The 17,796-nt window shown below is 35.9% G+C and carries 19 protein-coding genes; 12 read left to right on the top strand and 7 right to left on the bottom strand.

What is annotated here, in order from left to right:
- Window positions 1-14 precede the first annotated feature (14 nt).
- Complete coding sequence (locus tag AC6F34_RS10550; protein ID WP_500771832.1) at window positions 15-1,163, bottom strand: ABC transporter substrate-binding protein; 1,149 nt, start codon at window positions 1,161-1,163, stop codon at window positions 15-17.
- A 414-nt stretch (window positions 1,164-1,577) separates the two neighbouring features.
- On the opposite strand from AC6F34_RS10550, the gene putP reads away from it, so the two are divergent.
- Both putP and AC6F34_RS10560 read left to right on the top strand, forming a co-directional pair.
- A complete protein-coding gene (putP, locus tag AC6F34_RS10555; RefSeq protein WP_500771834.1) occupies window positions 1,578-3,059 on the top strand; it encodes a sodium/proline symporter PutP in 1,482 nt (493 codons plus the stop codon).
- A gap of 135 nt (window positions 3,060-3,194) precedes the next feature.
- Window positions 3,195-4,439, top strand: coding sequence for a PucR family transcriptional regulator (locus AC6F34_RS10560; protein WP_500771836.1), 1,245 nt, complete (start codon window positions 3,195-3,197; stop codon window positions 4,437-4,439).
- 38 nt (window positions 4,440-4,477) lie between these two features.
- Here the strand turns inward: AC6F34_RS10560 and AC6F34_RS10565 are convergent, their stop codons facing one another.
- Window positions 4,478-4,624 carry a hypothetical protein gene (locus tag AC6F34_RS10565; RefSeq protein ID WP_500771838.1) on the bottom strand — a complete coding sequence of 49 codons (147 nt, stop codon included), beginning with the start codon at window positions 4,622-4,624 and terminating at the stop codon, window positions 4,478-4,480.
- A 54-nt stretch (window positions 4,625-4,678) separates the two neighbouring features.
- Between AC6F34_RS10565 and AC6F34_RS10570 the strand changes: the two genes are divergently transcribed.
- From AC6F34_RS10570 to AC6F34_RS10585, 4 genes are all read left to right on the top strand, one after another.
- A complete protein-coding gene (locus tag AC6F34_RS10570; RefSeq protein WP_500771840.1) occupies window positions 4,679-6,556 on the top strand; it encodes a terpene cyclase/mutase family protein in 1,878 nt (625 codons plus the stop codon).
- 248 nt (window positions 6,557-6,804) lie between these two features.
- The gene (locus AC6F34_RS10575) at window positions 6,805-7,179 is read left to right on the top strand and encodes a hypothetical protein (RefSeq protein WP_500771842.1); all 375 of its coding nucleotides are present in this window, start codon (window positions 6,805-6,807) and stop codon (window positions 7,177-7,179) included.
- Window positions 7,176-7,691 (top strand): hypothetical protein, encoded by a 516-nt coding sequence (locus AC6F34_RS10580; RefSeq protein WP_500771844.1) that lies wholly within the window; start codon window positions 7,176-7,178, stop codon window positions 7,689-7,691. Before AC6F34_RS10575 ends, AC6F34_RS10580 begins: the two co-directional genes overlap by 4 nt.
- Before the next feature lie 128 nt (window positions 7,692-7,819).
- A complete protein-coding gene (locus AC6F34_RS10585) occupies window positions 7,820-8,134 on the top strand; it encodes a hypothetical protein (protein WP_500771846.1) in 315 nt (104 codons plus the stop codon).
- 64 nt (window positions 8,135-8,198) lie between these two features.
- Here the strand turns inward: AC6F34_RS10585 and hemG are convergent, their stop codons facing one another.
- The gene (gene hemG / locus AC6F34_RS10590; RefSeq protein ID WP_500772433.1) at window positions 8,199-9,584 is read right to left on the bottom strand and encodes a protoporphyrinogen oxidase; all 1,386 of its coding nucleotides are present in this window, start codon (window positions 9,582-9,584) and stop codon (window positions 8,199-8,201) included.
- 201 nt (window positions 9,585-9,785) lie between these two features.
- Between hemG and AC6F34_RS10595 the strand changes: the two genes are divergently transcribed.
- The 3 genes from AC6F34_RS10595 (at window position 9,786) to AC6F34_RS10605 (ending at window position 12,527) form a co-directional block, all read left to right on the top strand.
- Window positions 9,786-10,475, top strand: coding sequence for an ABC transporter ATP-binding protein (locus AC6F34_RS10595; RefSeq protein ID WP_500771848.1), 690 nt, complete (start codon window positions 9,786-9,788; stop codon window positions 10,473-10,475).
- The gene (locus AC6F34_RS10600) at window positions 10,472-11,818 is read left to right on the top strand and encodes an ABC transporter permease (RefSeq protein ID WP_500771850.1); all 1,347 of its coding nucleotides are present in this window, start codon (window positions 10,472-10,474) and stop codon (window positions 11,816-11,818) included. Before AC6F34_RS10595 ends, AC6F34_RS10600 begins: the two co-directional genes overlap by 4 nt.
- A 232-nt stretch (window positions 11,819-12,050) precedes the next feature.
- Window positions 12,051-12,527 carry a glutathione peroxidase gene (locus AC6F34_RS10605; RefSeq protein ID WP_500771852.1) on the top strand — a complete coding sequence of 159 codons (477 nt, stop codon included), beginning with the start codon at window positions 12,051-12,053 and terminating at the stop codon, window positions 12,525-12,527.
- Between the two features lie 42 nt (window positions 12,528-12,569).
- On the opposite strand, the gene AC6F34_RS10610 is transcribed toward AC6F34_RS10605, so the two are convergent.
- Window positions 12,570-13,544 (bottom strand): proline dehydrogenase family protein, encoded by a 975-nt coding sequence (locus tag AC6F34_RS10610; RefSeq protein ID WP_500771854.1) that lies wholly within the window; start codon window positions 13,542-13,544, stop codon window positions 12,570-12,572.
- A gap of 290 nt (window positions 13,545-13,834) precedes the next feature.
- Here AC6F34_RS10610 and AC6F34_RS10615 point away from each other — a divergent pair, with 290 nt between their 5' ends.
- Complete coding sequence (locus AC6F34_RS10615; RefSeq protein WP_500771856.1) at window positions 13,835-14,311, top strand: PilZ domain-containing protein; 477 nt, start codon at window positions 13,835-13,837, stop codon at window positions 14,309-14,311.
- A 39-nt stretch (window positions 14,312-14,350) separates the two neighbouring features.
- Here the strand turns inward: AC6F34_RS10615 and ymaG are convergent, their stop codons facing one another.
- Window positions 14,351-14,557, bottom strand: a complete 207-nt coding sequence (ymaG, locus tag AC6F34_RS10620; protein WP_500771858.1) for an inner spore coat protein YmaG — start codon at window positions 14,555-14,557, stop codon at window positions 14,351-14,353.
- 86 nt (window positions 14,558-14,643) lie between these two features.
- Complete coding sequence (locus AC6F34_RS10625) at window positions 14,644-15,417, bottom strand: alpha/beta hydrolase (RefSeq protein ID WP_500771860.1); 774 nt, start codon at window positions 15,415-15,417, stop codon at window positions 14,644-14,646.
- A 160-nt stretch (window positions 15,418-15,577) separates the two neighbouring features.
- Here AC6F34_RS10625 and AC6F34_RS10630 point away from each other — a divergent pair, with 160 nt between their 5' ends.
- Both AC6F34_RS10630 and AC6F34_RS10635 read left to right on the top strand, forming a co-directional pair.
- The gene (locus AC6F34_RS10630) at window positions 15,578-15,895 is read left to right on the top strand and encodes a metalloregulator ArsR/SmtB family transcription factor (protein WP_500771862.1); all 318 of its coding nucleotides are present in this window, start codon (window positions 15,578-15,580) and stop codon (window positions 15,893-15,895) included.
- Entirely contained in the window at window positions 15,888-16,577 is a 690-nt protein-coding gene (locus AC6F34_RS10635; RefSeq protein ID WP_500771864.1) for a PDZ domain-containing protein, read from the top strand. The genes AC6F34_RS10630 and AC6F34_RS10635 overlap by 8 nt, the downstream gene beginning before the upstream one ends.
- Before the next feature lie 155 nt (window positions 16,578-16,732).
- Here AC6F34_RS10635 and AC6F34_RS10640 read toward each other — a convergent pair whose 3' ends face one another.
- Window positions 16,733-17,785: a sugar ABC transporter substrate-binding protein gene (locus tag AC6F34_RS10640; protein WP_500771866.1), complete on the bottom strand. Its 1,053-nt coding sequence runs from the start codon at window positions 17,783-17,785 to the stop codon at window positions 16,733-16,735.
- Window positions 17,786-17,796 lie beyond the last annotated feature (11 nt).

Genomic DNA, 17,796 nt, shown 5'->3' on the forward strand with positions numbered 1-17,796 from the left:
CGTCATCGTAAGTACTATTCAAAAACTTTAAAAGCACCTTCTTGAATTACAAGTACCGTCGGTTCCATTACAACATCGCCTTCTTCATCGAAAGAGAAGTTTCCTAATATACCTTCAAAGTTACGAACTTCTGCTAATGCGTCACGAACAGCATCTCGATCATTGCTTCCAGCATTCTTTAAGGCTTCAGCCATGATATATAGCGCATCATACGCCTGTGCTGCAAACTGATCCGGCTTAACTCCATACTTCTCTTCAAACTTCTTCACAAATCCTTGCACCTTTTCATCGTCTTTTTCTGCAAACCAAGGCGTTGCCACAATTAATCCGTCCGCTGATTGCCCAGCAATTTGAATAACTTCCGGTGAGTTAAATCCATTCCCGCCGACAAATGGAACGTCAATTCCCATTTTTCTTGCTTGGTCCATGATGACAGCCCCTTCATTATAAAGAGCAGATGCCAAAATGATATCTGGATTTAAGTTCTTAATTTTTGTTAGTACTGCATTATAATCAGATTGTCCTTTTTGGAAGGTTTCTGTTGTCAGTATCTCTAAGCCCATTTCCTCAGCTGTTGCCTTCATTGTGTCATAGCCAGACTTCGTGAAGACATCATCATTTCCATACAGTATTGCTACCTTTTGTACATCATATTTTTCAACTGCACTAGAAATGGAAGCTGGAATTGCAAGTGCTTCAGGGATTGAGTTTCGGAATACATATTCACCGATTTGTGGAATCCCGTCTGCTGTCGTTGAAGTACCCATAATCGGTACACCATTTAAATCAGCTTCTGGCCCAACGACATTCATTTCTGTACTTAACGTCGGCCCAATAATAGCTGTCACATTTTGTGAGTTCATTAACTTCTGAGCAGAGGTTAATGCTTGATCTTGTTTACCGGCAGAATCTTCAATTTTTAATGTGATTTCAACTTCCTCTTTGGCGTTGATTTCTTCTTTTGCTAGTTCAAGTCCCCTTGTAATCGCCTCGCCATAAGCTGCACCAGCACCACTAATAAAAGAAATAACACCAATATCTGCTTTTACAATTCCACCATCTGAACTGGATTCTCCACTACTCTCGCTGTTATTGCATGCCACTAAAAATGAAACGCTTACAAATAAGAATAAATAAAGCCCTTTCTTTAACAGCTCTCTCATCTTGAAGCTCCTCTCAACTTTTTGAAATATCATAATTTTCAAACTACATTACTATTAAAATACAAAACTACCAGAAAGTAAATACTGATTATTCAGAATTCACTCTCTGGTATATGGTAATATATAACTGTTTTTGTCCGAGATAGACAATTATATTCGAATAATATTGTATCGTATAACCATTGTTGGTTATGTTCACAAAATTGTAATATTATAATTATATAAATTTTAAGCGTTTTCATATGATTGCATTGATAATTAAGAACTTAATCATTGCATCGTTACAGTACATTTGAGGTACAATAGTAAACGGCAATAGATGTATCACTTGATTACTGTATTAACTTAGTATAATATATCAGAACATACTTTCTGATGTTTTATTTAAACTTTATTTGAGAGGAGAAATAAATTATGGAAATTGATATTTCATTAATTATCTCAATCGTCATTTATATGGCCGGTATGCTTGCAATTGGATATTGGGCTTATAAGAAAACGTCTAACCTATCCGATTATATGTTGGGAGGTAGACAATTAGGCCCTGTCACTACAGCTTTAAGTGCAGGTGCATCTGATATGAGTGGTTGGCTCATGATGGGTTTTCCTGGTGCAATGTACGCCGGTGGTATTAGTGCTTCTTGGATTGCAATCGGATTAACTTTAGGTGCATGGGCTAACTGGATTTTTGTTGCCCCAAGATTACGTACGTTTAGTGAGGTTGCGAGTGACTCTATTACAATACCAGGCTTTTTAGAAAATCGTTTTATAGAAAATGCGAAGAGTTTACGACTATTCTCTGGTTTTGTTATTCTAATCTTTTTTACTTTTTATGTATCTTCTGGAATGGTAGCAGGTGGAGTTCTTTTCAATAGTACATTTGGCGTTAATTACCACACAGGTTTATTGATTGTGGCTGGTGTAACTATTGCCTACACTTTATTTGGAGGTTTTCTTGCAGTAAGTTGGACTGATGTTGTCCAAGGGACTATTATGCTGCTTGCACTTGTCTTAATTCCTATCGTAACACTTATGGAAATTGGAGGATTTGGTCCAGCCTTTGATGTACCGAGATCAATCGATCCTGCGCTACTGAACATTTTTACTGGAACAAGCATATTAGGCATTATCTCGTTATTTGCTTGGGGACTAGGATACTTTGGTCAGCCTCATATCATTGTTCGCTTTATGGCGATTTCTTCTAAAAAAGAAATTAAATCTGCAAGAAGAATTGGCATGAGTTGGATGATTCTATCTATAATTGGTGCTGCTTTTATTGGATTCCTCGGGATTACTTATTTCCATCAAACAGGAGATACATTAGGCGATCCTGAAACTGTTTTTATTGTTCTAGGTAATATTCTCTTTCACCCGTTTATTACTGGATTCTTGATTGCAGCAATTCTTGCAGCAATTATGAGCACCGTTTCTTCTCAATTACTTGTTACATCAAGTTCATTAACTGAAGATATTTATAAAACATTTTTGCGTAGAGATGGGACGGACAAAGAGTATGTAATGATCGGACGTGCCTCCGTACTAGTGGTAGCAATTATCGCTATATTCATTGCATGGGAGCAAAATGCAACAATTTTAGACTTAGTAGGATATGCTTGGGCAGGATTCGGTTCTGCTTTTGGCCCACTTATTTTACTAAGCTTATACTGGAAACGTATGACATCTTCAGGTGCTTTAGCTGGTATTATTGTCGGTGCAGCAACCGTAATCATATGGTCATTGCCGCAAGTTGGATTATCTGAAGTTTTATACGAAATGATTCCTGGTTTCTTCGCAAGCTTATTAGCAATTATTATAGTTAGTTCATTAACTAATGAGCCTTCAAAAAGGGTAGAGAAGCAATTTGAAGCCTATGAAGAAGCTTATAAACAAGACTAAATTTGAAAGCATCTGATTGAGGATCAATCAGATGCTTTTTCTATGTGAATTTATCTTTTTATCCCCCTTGAAATTGACATGACATCTTATCATGTTATATTCAACTATGAATAAATTCTGATGTAGGAGCCCTTTATGAATCAACTACTTGAAAAAATATTAAATGAAAAAGATATCAATAAAATTATTTCCGAAACTAGTGAATATTTAAAAAAACCTGTTGTATTAGAAGATGAACAATTTTCATTACTTGCCTATAGTTCCTCTCTTGTTAATCAATTTGATTATGCAAATCAACAAACAATCCTTACAAAAAAATGGCCAATCTCAATTATGGAAAGGTTCATGTTAGAAGGTATTGTTGAACAACTAAATAATATGGACTCTCCTATCATCATTCCAGCAATGAATGAAATTGGGTTAAAAGATCGTTTTGTAGTTCGCATAGAGCATAAAGGCCAATACTTTGGTTATATATGGATCCATCATTCAGAACCAATAATGAATCCTGTTGAAATCTCTTTTGTTATGCAGGTTTCATACCACATTGGAAGATTATTGAATGAACAAAAAATCGCCTTGCATAATAAGAATGAAAGAAGAAAGCAATTTCTCTCTACACTCTTACAATCAGAATCAGAGGATTTGATATTAGAAAGAATACTAGCCGAGGCAAAAACATTAGAAATGGCTATCCCAGATCGATACGTGTTAATTCTTTTTACCCCAGCCGCTGGCAAAGAACAACTATATGATAAACTAATTGATTCCGTTTCCTTGTTAAGCAATACTCTGCCATATGTAACAAATCTAATTACAACTAGGGATGGAATCGCCCTACTATTAGGAAGTCATTTAACTTCAGGAAACATCGTTGATCAGGCAAAGATACTTGTTAATTCAGTCCGAATGCAGTTTAAACGATTGGATTTTTATGTCGGGATTTCACTGGAGCATCATTCGATAGAATCAATAAAAATGTGCTATAAAGAGGCTGTTGAGGTCATACATATAGGTCAATTCTTTGGTAGCCCGGATTTAGTACCTCAGTATTACGATGATTTAAAGCTTTTTCGTTATTTAGAGTCAATTGCTATTGTTCAAAAAGAAAAAGGTTATCAAAACAAAGATTTACACATCCTGAAACAAAAAGATCTCATCGATCAAACTCGCCTACTGCATACTTTAGAAGTCTATTTAGAGCATAACTGTCGATTAAAAAAAACAGCAGAGGCATTATTTATCCACAGTAATACATTAAAGTATCGGCTAAAACAAATATCTATGATTACTAAGATCGATTTCGATGACTTTCAAACTCGATGTCAATTGTATATAGACCTACAGATTTTAAAGAAGAAGCCTATTAAGAAGAAATAATTTCTTTACGAGCCTATAGTTACATGCCTCTCTTCACTCTATGTCTCTGGGGGCTTTCCTAGTTTCCCTTTATCCCAATGGGCAGTAACGCCTAGCTTTTTGATTTGTTCTATTAAGAGTAGAAACTCTAGAGATACACAATGAATGAGCATTTGATTCTTATATGAGTTCATTGAATTATGCATTCTCCCCTCCCCACCTGAATATGTATGTATCGATGCTCTACTCGGAGGTGGATGATGCATACTAAGGAAGCAATTGCTCGTCTTATTGAAATTATTAGGAATGACCAATCAAGTGATGGTTCGTGGAATTATCCTTTTGAAACAAGCATAACAACAGATGCATACATGATTGTTTTGTTAAAGGCATTAAAGATGGAAAATGATTCGCTCATTGATGAACTCCAAAGAAGAATATTATCCACCCAAGAGGATAATGGTGCGTGGAAACTCTTTAATGATGAAGCGGAAGGAAATCTATCTCTAACAATTGAAGGTTATTATGGCCTACTCTGCTCTGGATTACCTGAAGATCATGATTGTCTTCTTAAAGCAAAAGATTTTATCTTAAAGAATGGTGGCATTGAAAACGCAACTCTTCTAACGAAAATCATGTTAACCATAACTGGTCAATACAAGTGGCCATCCTTTTTTCCCATGCCCATTGAAATGATTCTTCTCCCGCCATCATTCCCATTTACTCTTCATAAGCTTTCTCTTTTTAGTCGCGTGCACTTCGTTCCTTTACTGCTTTTAGCTGATCAGAAGTATCAATTTAGGTCAGATTCTCTTCCTAGTCTATCTCACTTATATACAACTCGAGATGAGCCATTCTTCAGCTGGACGCGTTCATCCGAATGGAAGCAGCTCCACTCCCTTCTGTTAAATGGGGTTAAGCTGCTTTTTGGGCTTCCACAAGAACTTCATCGAAACGCGATTGAAAAAGCGATGAACTACATGCTTAGTCATTCAGAGGAAGATGGCACATTATATAGTTATTTCACTTCAACATTCCTAATGATTTTTGCTCTATTGTCTCAAGGATACAAGAAGAATCACCCTGTCATTACAAAAGCAGTTGCTGGATTAAAAGCGATGAAGACAATTGTCCGTGGGCAGACACATATGCAGTTTACAACAGCTTCGATTTGGAACACTTCATTAATTAGCTATGCGTTACAGGAAGCAAAAGTCTCACATCATGATGAAATGGTTAAAGCTGCAAATGAATATTTATTATCTAAACAGCATAATCGCTATGGAGATTGGTCAACTTATGCACCTGGTGTTCACCCTGGGGGTTGGGGATTTTCTACAATTAATACAATAAACCCTGATATTGATGACACAGCAGCTTCATTAAGAGCAATTACAAGATCAGCAATGAAAGATCCCGTGTATGCTCAATCATGGAGAAAAGGGGTAGACTGGGCTTTAGGTATGCAAAATGCCGATGGTGGTTGGCCTGCTTTTGAACGAAATACTGACAGTCCCTTGCTTAAACTTATTCCAATTGAACATGGAGACTTTATCCTCATTGATCCATCCTCCTCTGATTTAACAGGAAGAACCATCGACTACTTTTTTTCTTCTGTTGACATGAGTGCTCAATCGAAGGAAAAAATGAATCTGGGTAAATCATGGCTTATCCAAAATCAAAAGAAAAACGGTTCATGGTATGGGAGATGGGGAATTTGCTATATCTATGGAACTTGGGCAGCCATTACAGGATTAAAAGCTGCTGGTGTATCCTCAAAACATCACTCAATAGCAACCGGAGTCCAATGGCTACACTCCATTCAAAACGAGGATGGAGGGTTTGGTGAATCATGTATGAGTGATCTAAAGAAGCGCTACCGCCCATTAGAGAGAAGTACAATTACCCAAACTGCTTGGGCAATGGATGCATTAATTGCAACGACTTCCCATCCGACTCCTGAAATTCTAAAAGGAATCACTTATTTAAAAAAACATCTTTTCGATGATAATTGGACAACAAATTACCCAATGGGACAAGGATTAGCAGGCTCGCTGTATTTTCACTATCATAGCTATAGGTATATCTTTCCTCTACTCACACTCGCCCATTTTCAAAAGAAATGGTCTACAACGTAAAACCTAAAACCTCCATTCAAGGAGGTTTTAGTATTTTCACCCTTTGATTCCAGTAAATTCTTTCGTTGTTATACCCTTTGTCCCATATTCACCTTCATACTTATTCCTCACTTCTACATTTTTCTCGGAGATTTCTTACATATGATTAAGACTTTTTGTGTGATTTTGACAAAAGAAATCGAAATTCGTTATAAAGGCATGTATAATTAAATATTGCAGGGAATTTGAAATACAGGGAGGTATAAAATATGGAGTGGATTATTGCCATCTTATTTGGTGCAGCCGTAGTACTCCTCGTTTTATCATTTATTAAAGAAAAACAAACTATGACGCAAACTGAAAAGCAAATGGACCAATTGTCTTTTTCACTTACAGATCAAATACATACACTTCAGCAACACATTCGCAATTTAGAACATGATGCCGAAATCATTGCATTTGAAAACTCTGTTCCAAAAGAGGTCCAACATAGACGTATGATACTACGTGAAATGTTAGAAATGCATCGTCGTGGATATTCTTATGATAGTATCGCTGATAAGGTGCAGAAAGATCGCTTTGAAGTTGAACAGGCATTAGCACCTTATGAACGTAACAAGGATGAAAGGGGCAACATCGCATGAGACCTGATATAATGCGCAGCTTTGCAATTGGACTGCTTGTATCAGCTAGCTTAATTGGTGGTGTTTACTTCTTTTCAGATAGTGGTACGAAATCAGCTAAAGCAGATAATAAGTCAACACAACTTACAGAAGAAGAATTAAAAACAGAATTAGCTTCACTTGGCTATGTGATTCATACAGAAGAAGAATGGAATGAGGTCACAGGAGTTGAGACTCCGTCTGAATCAGAAACACCGGAAGAGCCGGTAGAAGAACAGCCTGAACAAGTAGAAGAAGAAGTTGTTGAGGAAGAAGAAGAACCAACAAATGTACGCACAGTCATCCATATTGCTTCTGGAATGACGAGCATTGACGTAGGTAGAGCGCTTGCTCAAGAGAATATTATCGAGAATAGTCGAGATTTCTTTAATGCTGTTGAGGATCGAGGGCTGGCAAATGATTTAAAGCCAGGAGCATTTGAAGTTGAAAGCGGCATGACCATGAATCAATTGATTTCCGTATTTTTCGAATAATACGTATGGGTTAACGATTGCTAATTTACTTTACCAATCGTTAACTCTTTTTATTTACTTAAGGATAAAACATAGACATTTCGTTTACCCTATTAACAGAAATTGCATGTATTGGGGGTTCATAATTAGTGGCGGTTTATGTGTATCAATCATTCCAAATTAAACAAGAAAACTTTAAAGAAGCCATGACAAATTTAAAGAAAATGAAAAAGTTTAGAAATGATTCATTTGATCATCGAGTAGAGATTCTTACACCTGTTTCAGGTGATGACCATTGCTATACACTTTTATCCATCTATGATGGGCTTGCAGAAATGGAGTTACAGAACAAAAAAATGTTTGATGATGAGGAGTATTTAAAAATGGTTGAGGAGTTTTTTCTCGAAAATATCGTCCAAGGAAGTATGAGCACCCAATTATTTCGTTCAATGTCTGATCAATAGTACGCTTAAAAGATAATGAAAAAAAACAGGGATTTGAATACTTTCATTCAAGTCCCTGTTGATTTTAATGATTGAATAATTGATCTATCGCTTTCTTCGCTTGGTCTGCTCCATTTTGAATACAGTCTGGAATGCCTACTCCATAAAATGAACAGCCTGCTAAATGGACACCTGGATAATGTGATTTCATTAGAACTTCTAAATGTTCAACTTCTTCTCCATGTCCAATAAAATATCGTGGCATACTATCGATCCAATTTGTAATTGCATATGTGATTGGTGCAGCTTTAATACCTATGCTCTTTTCTATATCAGATAGTGCTGTTTGAACAAATTCATCTTCTCCCAATGCCGCAATTCTTTCAAAAGAAGGTAAGTTATTTTTATAAAACAATCGCACCAATAAGTTTCCGTCCTTAGAAGTATGCTTCCATTTCCTACTCGTCCAAGTACATGCATTACATTTTACGTCTTTTGATTGGTTTGTAATAAAGCCTGTACCATCTTTCGGAAGGACTTCATCAGACACATCAAAGCCTAGATAAACACTAATGGCAGACCCATCTTGAAATTTTTGCAGTTGTGCTTTTATTGCTGATTCTGCAAACATCTTTTCAAGTGCCCGATGTGGTACCGCTAGAATCAGCTGATTAGTGACGATTGTATCACCAGTCGATAAAGTTAATGTATAGTCTTCATTTAATTTTTGGATGAATTCAACCTTCGTTGCTGTTCTAATCTCAACATCGTCTAATCTTTCTTCATACGTTCTGATTAACGTTTGAAGACCACCTTCAAATGAGAAGAACTTACGATTATCCTGACTCTCATATTTCTGTTTGTTTTCCATAAATCCTCTTATAATGCTTCCGTACTCTTTCTTGTAATGGAACACTTGTGGTAGAGTGGCAGCAATGCTTAATTCTTTTAAATCTCCAGAATAAACACCTGATAGAACTGGTGCAATCTGTTTTTCTACCAATTCTTTTCCGAAAAAGAACTCCAAAAATTCTCCAATCGAATCATGAATGGTAAATGAATGTTCGCTCACATATAGATCCTTTAACGCTTCCACCTTGCCTTCAGCCGAAATTAACTCTGTGTTGACCAACGCTTCTATACTCATCGGTATTCCAAAAATGGTTCCATTCGGAATTTGCTTCAACTCTTCATCGACATATAAATAGGACTTTCCAGACGCATTGTATACTAAGTCTTGTTCCAGGTCCAACTCTTGTAAAAAAGACATCGATTCAACTTTTCTCGTCACTATAGAATCTGCACCAAGCTCCATCGTAAACCCCATATCATGTCTTGTAGAGATTTTCCCACCTAGAACTTCAGCCTGCTCAATTAAGATGATTTTCACTTTTTCATTAATATTAGAAAGTTGTTTTTGAAGTTCATACAATGCTGATAATCCGGTGATACCTCCACCTACGACAACCACTGTTTTCAACTTTAGACACCTCATCGCCATTGATCTTAAATTTCACACAATACGTAAAGTGTACCATAATTCATTTATCATTCGAAAATCGAAATAACATTATTTTTGTTGTTTCTGTGAATTTTTTACGAACATATTGAAGGGGTTTTCACTTTTATTGTCGTCTATTAACTGTAGATAGAAAATAAAGGTGGGAATATTATGATCGAAATTAAGAATGTAAGTCACTCGTTTGATATTGGGAAGAAAAATCAAATGAACTCCATTCAAGTATTAAAGAATCTATCCTTCGATGTTAAGAATGGAGAAATAGTAACGATTGTAGGGCGAAGCGGGTCTGGTAAATCAACACTATTAAATATTATTAGTGGATTTATTAAACCGAAAGAAGGTGAAGTATGGATCAATGGAACTTGTGTAACCAACCTAAATGAAGGTCAATTTGCTGATTTTCGATTAGATCATATCGGTTTCATCTTTCAAAGCTTTCAGTTGATCCCTACTATGACAGCCTACGAAAATATTGAATTGCCCCTCATCCTTAAAGGTTATTCAGAGAATGAGCGCAAAACTAAGACTGAAGAAACAATCGCTAGAGTCGGGTTAACCGATTATAAAGATCATTATCCAAGCGAACTATCTGGCGGACAGCAGCAGCGTGTGAGTATTGCACGAGCTCTAGTAATCAACCCCCCAATTATTCTAGCCGATGAACCTACAGGAAGTCTTGATAGTGAAACTGAAAGTAACTTACTTGCATTTATAAAAGAGTTAAATCAAGACTTGGGTATTACGTTTATCATTATTACACATGATGATATGGTTGCACATATTGGTCATAAAACGATTCATATTCAAGATGGGACGTTAGCAAAGGAGCTAGTAGGATGAAACTTAGAGATCAATTACGTTTTGTACGACAAAACATGAAAAAGAACAAATCAAGATTATTTATGACCGTTCTAGCAACATCTATTGCCTGTGCATTTCTTATTGTCTTAGCATCCGTTGGATTTGGCCTTCATAAATCAATTATTCAAGAGCAGATGGAAGACCGTTTTGTCAATCAAATTGAAGTGTATGGAAGTTTTGAAAACAACGGTAGGCTAACGGATGAAGATATCACAAAGTTTGAAGCCATTGAAAATGTCCGTTCGGTAACGCGAAGCATTCGTTTATATCAACATCCAGAATTCAGAATCGATGAATACTCTGGTTCAATGGAGACACTCTACACAGACTTTGAATCGCAAATATCATCAGGTCTGGAAGTAGCGGAAGGTCGATTACCCGAGAAAAGCAATGAAGTATTAATTGGCTATCATTTTACTGATTTTCTCGAAAAAAGTTCAGTTGAAGGCGTTGATCCATACGATGAAAACGGACTGTTAAAAGAAGAATTTAAGTACACTGGTTCGAAGAATGATTTTATCGGCAAGACAATTGAAATGGATGTCATAAAACTTGAAAATGGAGAGCAAACGTCAAAAACAATTCCTCTTGTTGTAGTAGGAATGACGGAGGCGCCTGCAAGAGAATGGATGCAAGATCAAAGAGTATTTATATCTGCAGATGTGCTTAAAGAAATAGAAACGTTTACAGGTACGTTTGCAGGTTCTCCAGAGCCTTACGAGGGTGATTCAGTTTTTGATCCGAATGGACCTAGAGAATACGATCAAGTAACAATCTACAGCAACACGATTGAAAATGTTTCAGGAATTACCGACCAACTTAAAGACGAACAATACATGGTCTATTCCCCTGTAGATGAAATGAAACAAATCAATATCATTTTTACGATTCTAAAGATTGGTTTACTCTTTATTGGTACAGTTGCGCTCATTATTGCTTCAATTGGAATTTATAATACGATGACAATGGCTGTGACAGAGAGAAGCCCTGACATTGGTATCATGAAAGCAATTGGTGCAAATCCAAAAACGATTAAAAAGATATTCCTTTTAGAAAGTACCTGTATTGGATTATTAGGTGCACTGATTGGTACAGTTATTGCCTATATTATCAGCTTTAGCGTAAATCTTGCTCTTCCGTTTGTTTTAGAAGCTGTTTTTGAAGAACGCGGACCAGAAGGGCTTATGCTTTCATATATACCATTCTCCCTAGCAGCGATTAGTATCACGATCTGTTTAATTGTTACAATGTTCTCTGGTTGGAGGCCAGCACAAAAAGCAACGAATGTTGATGTTCTAAAAGCAATGAGACGGGAAATATAAAGCGCTCTAAAACACAACAATTTAGCTCATGCGTAGAGAGAAAGAGAAAAGATTGTTCATGATGGGATTTAAAAGATGTAAGTGTTTTTCTCAGCAGACAGAGAACCGGTACAAACGATGTATCGGTTTTTCTTATGATTAATAAGCGTCATACTGGGCTTTTTTTCACTATTCCTTTAAAATAGAATTATCTTTATTTATTTTTCAACAGCTTAAGTAGGAGGTTTTAGATATGGGTACTGTTTATGATTTTGAAGTAAAAAAGCCTAATAATGAAGTGAAATCACTAAGTGCATACAAAGGAAAAGTGTTATTAATTGTGAACACAGCAAGTAAATGTGGACTTACTCCACAATTTGAAGGGCTACAGAAGCTTTATGATCAATTCAATGACAAAGGGTTAGAGATTTTAGGTTTTCCATGCGACCAGTTCAATAATCAAGAGTTTGAAAACATTGATGAAACGACTGAGTTCTGTCAAATAAACTATGGTGTTACCTTTCCAATGTTTGCAAAAGTGAAAGTAAATGGAGAAGAAGAACATCCCCTCTTTACTCATTTAAAAAATGAAAAGAAAGGTGTACTCTCAAAGAACATCAAATGGAATTTCACAAAGTTTTTAGTGAACCGTGACGGTGAAGTTATTGAGCGTTACGCACCTACAACAGAACCTAGTAAAATTGCTGAAGATATTGAAAAATACCTTTAAAAAAAGCGTGGAGATTCAATTCTCCACGCTTTAAAAATATACTTATTTATTTTTTTTCTTCGTTAAACGTCCTAGTAAGAATGCCCCTGCAGCTACACCTAAAACTGTATTTGTCTTCTTGTTAAAAACTTGTTTTGCTACTAAGTTTAAGTTTTGAGGTCTTTCTGCTAAACGGCGCATGAAGTATCCGTACCAATCATTTCCAAAAGGAACATACGTACAGAAGTTGTATCCTTCGTTTGCAAGTTCAAATTGCATTTCTTTTCTAAAGCCATATAGCATTTGGAATTCAAACTTCTCATTTGGAATATTGTTTTCCTTCACAAAACGCTTTACGTGATCAATCACATTATGATCATGTGTAGCGATAGAAGTGAATTTTCCATTGAGTAGATGCCATTCAATTAATTCGATGTAATGTTTATCTATTTCAGTTTTATCTTGATAAGCGTGTTGAGGTGATTCTTTATACGCACCCTTAACAATACGAAGTCGATAATCTTTATATTTACGGATATCGTCATCTGCTCTGAAGAAGTAAGCTTGGATAACTGTTCCAATATTATCAAATTCTTTTGATAGTTCCTCCATCATATCAAAAGATAACTGAAGACGGTCGTAATCTTCCATATCAATATTAATGAAGATGCCATACGTATATGCTTTAGAGACGATCTCTCTTAAATTCTCATAGCAAAAAGTATAATCGATATCTAAACCTAGTTGAGAAGGCTTTAAAGAAATATGAGCGTCCACTTTTTCTGTATGAATCGCTTCAATTACTTCTAAAATTTGCTCTTTTGCTTCTATTGCTTCTTCTTTCTTATATACAAATTCTCCCAGATTATCAACTGTACAAGAAATGCCTTTTGCGTTTAACTTCTTGATGCTTTGAATGGCTTCGTTTAGGTTTGTGCCTGCAACTACACTTTGAGCACCCATTTTTAAACCATATTTCTTTGCTGCACTATTTAAAAGTTGGTTTTGGGATAAGCCAATAAAGAAATCTTTTAACATGGCGATGACTCCTATCTGTATAATATTAATCCAAGTTATTATAGCATATTTTATTAATAAAGCTTGTGTTGCGAATATTCTCTATATTATCGAATCCTAACATTCCTACCTATTTTAAACCACAGTATTCAATGTTTGTTAAGATAACAAAATGAGTAATTCTAGCAATTATATATATTTTCATCCTAATTCCTTCGTTCATACATATTTTTTCCTTAATTGCGTTAGAAGGTTCACTTGAAATGTTGTTAAAATATTTTTACAATTAATATAAGACAAGGGGGGATTTGATGAACGAACAAATGACTGAAAATAATAGAGCTTATTTCCGACAGTATTTTCAATACCCATTATGTAGTGAATTAAGAATCATCTCTGCAGGGGGAAGAGAATTAGATTCCCAAAAAAGATCCAAAGTATGTATTAAAGATATTAGCGCTGGCGGACTACGATTCCAATCTTCATTAAGATTACCTGTTTCTGATCATTTCTTGTTATCCTTTTCTACCACTTTATTAAATGAGAACATAGAACTAGTGGGCCATATTTTACGTAGAAACGAAGTCGAACATGAAGAATACGAATACGGTGTACAATTTCTATTTGCTGATTTAACTGACGAACAAAACCTTCTCTCATTGTTAAGCAGAACCCAAATCGCCTTTAGAAATAAATCTGCCCTATCCTCCTGTACTTTATGTTCTTATAAAATCTCTTGTCAAAAAACAGATCTCGCAAAGAAACAAAGCTTTGGGGTACTCGTATAAGCACAAAAAGGAGACGGTAAACACCAGTCTCCCACTGAACTAATAAACAGGATAATATGGGTATGGGTATGGGTATGGGTATGGGTATGGGTAATATCCAGGATACGGAGTAAGCGCTGCTCCTACTAAAGCTCCTGCTGCAAGCCCTCCAAGAAACGGGGCTCCAAACCCAAAGCCAAATCCCGGGCGTCCAAAGCCTGGTCTACCAAAACCAAACCCTGGTCCTCCAAATGGTCTTCTATGCATACCAATGTCCTCCTTTTATCTTTATACAAACAAAATATGTAAGAAGGGATAAATGGCTTAAGGCATTTGCCCATATTTCTGCAATTTTATCGGAGCTTACGCATGCCATAGCTAAAAGAACTAGGTACAATGGACATATGGTTTTCTCCATCAAATATCTTTGTATCTACTTGTAAATGCGGTTTTACTCTCTCACCAAGACCTAACAGATCACTTATAAGATAATCCTTTTCCTCACTACCGGCACACATAAACAACTTACGATTTTTTCTTTCAGACATTAGATGAATATACACCTCCCCATCTTTCAATAGACATCTTTCATTCCACCAAATCGATGGACTGCTTGCAAAATATCGCTTAAAAAGCTTAGGAGAATTAAATAGCGTAAATAGAGTAAATAATCCACCAAGAGAATGCCCAAATAAAGTCTGTTCATTACTGTTTACACAATACTTCCGCATAATTAGAGGAATCAGCTCTTTTTCAATAAATTGTAAAAACAACTGCGCTCCTCCAGATTCTGGCCAAGGTTTCCCATCTGGCTTACTTGGTAAATTAACATGCTCTGAAATTGGCGTAAAATCATAAACTCTTCGTTGATTAAATGGCCCGTTCTCACCATACCCAATACCAACAACAATATGAGGCTCGATTCCTGTCTTCTCTGGCCTTCTTGACTGCAATGAAATTATTTCTTTGATTGTTAAAAAAAAGGCATCGCCATCTAAAACATAGATAACCGGGAAACCTCCTCTAGGCTTTGAAGTCTGTGGGATATATACTGATATTTCGTACGGTTCTTTATTGATTGTTGATCTAACTTTCCACTTCTCTATTTCATTTATCGTTTGATTCAAATTCGCTTCCCCATTTCAAATAATTGATAATCATTATCATTAATATAATCAAGTGTACGTTTGTTCACAAGCTATTTTGAAAATACATATTGAATTATTTTTAAATTTTCGATATAATTAAAATATAACCAAAAGGTTATATGAATTGGAGTGTGTTGAAATGAATGACTTTTATCGAGCTATATCAGATCCTACAAGACGTAAAATTCTCCAGCTCATTAGTCAGCAAGCATTAACACAATCAGTAATTGTAACTCATTTTGAAATGTCTCAGCCTGCGGTTTTAAAACATCTTAAGATCTTGAAAGAAGCACAACTTATTTCTGAGAGAAAGGAAGGGAAGTTCCGCTTTTATTCTCTTAATCAAGATGCCTTTAATAAAAGCTACCGTCTACTTCAATTAGAATTAGAATCCATCTTAGAAGATAAGCTTCATGCATTAAAAACACATTTAGAAAAGGAGGAAAAAAATGAATAATCCAACCGCAAAAGCAGAAATCTTTATTCGCACGACAGCCGAACAAGTCTGGTCTGCACTTGTCATTCCAAGTGAAAGAAACAAGTGGGAAACACAAAGTTGTTCCATTGATCTAAATAGAGGTGGGGCCATTCAATTAGATTATGGCTGGGGTGCACATTATGAAGGAATAATAAAAGATTGGGTTGTAAATGAAAAATTGGTACTACAAGATGCAGAAGGAAATTTAACAATCTGGACGATCCAACCACAACACGAAGGCTGTCTTGTATGCATTGAATATACGGGCTTGTGGAAGGGAAGTATTGGAATGATGGAAAAAGAAAATATGATGTTTGGAACCAGACAGTTTTTACGCAATTATCAATCTGTATTAGAAAATAATATTGATCTACGTTCAACTTTTTGGAAAAGCTGGATTGGAGTTCTACACACATCAACCACTAATGGTACAAAAGTCGTAAAAGTCATTCCTGATACTCCTGCAGAACACTTACTAATTCCAGATGATGTCATCACTTCAATAAATGAAAAGCCTGTACACAATTATGATGACCTTGAGTCTGTCATTACCTCACTAGAATCACATACAAACGTTGTCATCTCGTTTATTAGGAATAACAACGACCACTCTACTTCCTTAGAAACAATTCCATTTGGTGCGAGAAAAACATTATATTGATTATAGAATGAAGATTAAAAGTTAGTCTCTTGTATATTTCATTTCCATATAAAAAGGAGTCCTGAGAAGACAAACGAGGAAAATAATGCCGTATGCGAGAGATTATTAATAGGGAAAGCTTATTGAACGATCGGCTTAATAAGCTTTCCTTGTTATCAATTGAGAATTTCTTCTTTTGTATGAAATCCATCTAAAATGACGGTATCTTCAATATTGTCCTTATTTACTGGAATTGGATTGAGCAAAATAGACGGGACTTCAACCTTTCCATTATTCATTACTCGATTAGATTCGATTTTATCTTCTCTTGCTAATTGGATAACTGCTTTCGCAGCAACTTCTGCTAACTCTTTTATTGGTTTATATACCGTCATCATTTGCTGTCCAGTAACAATATGCTTTATTGCAGCTAAATCTGCGTCTTGGCCTGCAACTTGAACTTTACCAGCTAACCCTTCCTCTTCTAACGCACGGATGACTTCATATGCAGTTGCATCATTTGCTGCGATGACAGCTTGGATGTCATTTTTATTCGATCTTAACGCTTCTTTCATATTACGATATGCATTTTCTGGAATCCAATCTTCTGTCCATTGGTCATAGACAATCGTAATATCTCCGCTATTAATAAAAGGTTCCAAAATTTTATAAGTACCTTTCTTTAACAAGTGTGCATTATAATCAGTATCTGCCCCACCAATATAAACAAAATTTCCTTTTGGAACAGTCTCAACGATTGCTCTCGCTTGAAGCTCACCTACCATTTCATTATCAAACGATACATACAAATCAATTTCTGTATTACGAATTAATCGATCATAGGAAACCACTTTTATATCTGCCATATGAGCCCTTTTCACAATTGAAGCAGCAGCTTCAGCATTATAAGGGACAACTACAAGTAAATCGACACCTTCACTGATCAATTCTTCCGCCTGTGCGATTTGTAAGATTTCATCTCCTCCTGCTTGTTTTATGATAATCTTTGCATCTAAACTCTCAACAGCTTTTTTAAAGAGATCCCTATCCTTTATCCAGCGCTCTTCAGCTAGTGTATCCATTGAAAATCCAATTGTTATTTCGTCTGCTTCTTTCGGAATAAAGGAACGGTCCGTCTCATGATTTGAAGATGTATTCTCAACGGGTTGCTCACAAGATACACACATAAGAAGCATTAAACAAAAAATAAGAATCTGTGTCTTCTTCATCCTTCCCACAC

The organism is Niallia sp. CD-39 (genome assembly GCF_059874745.1).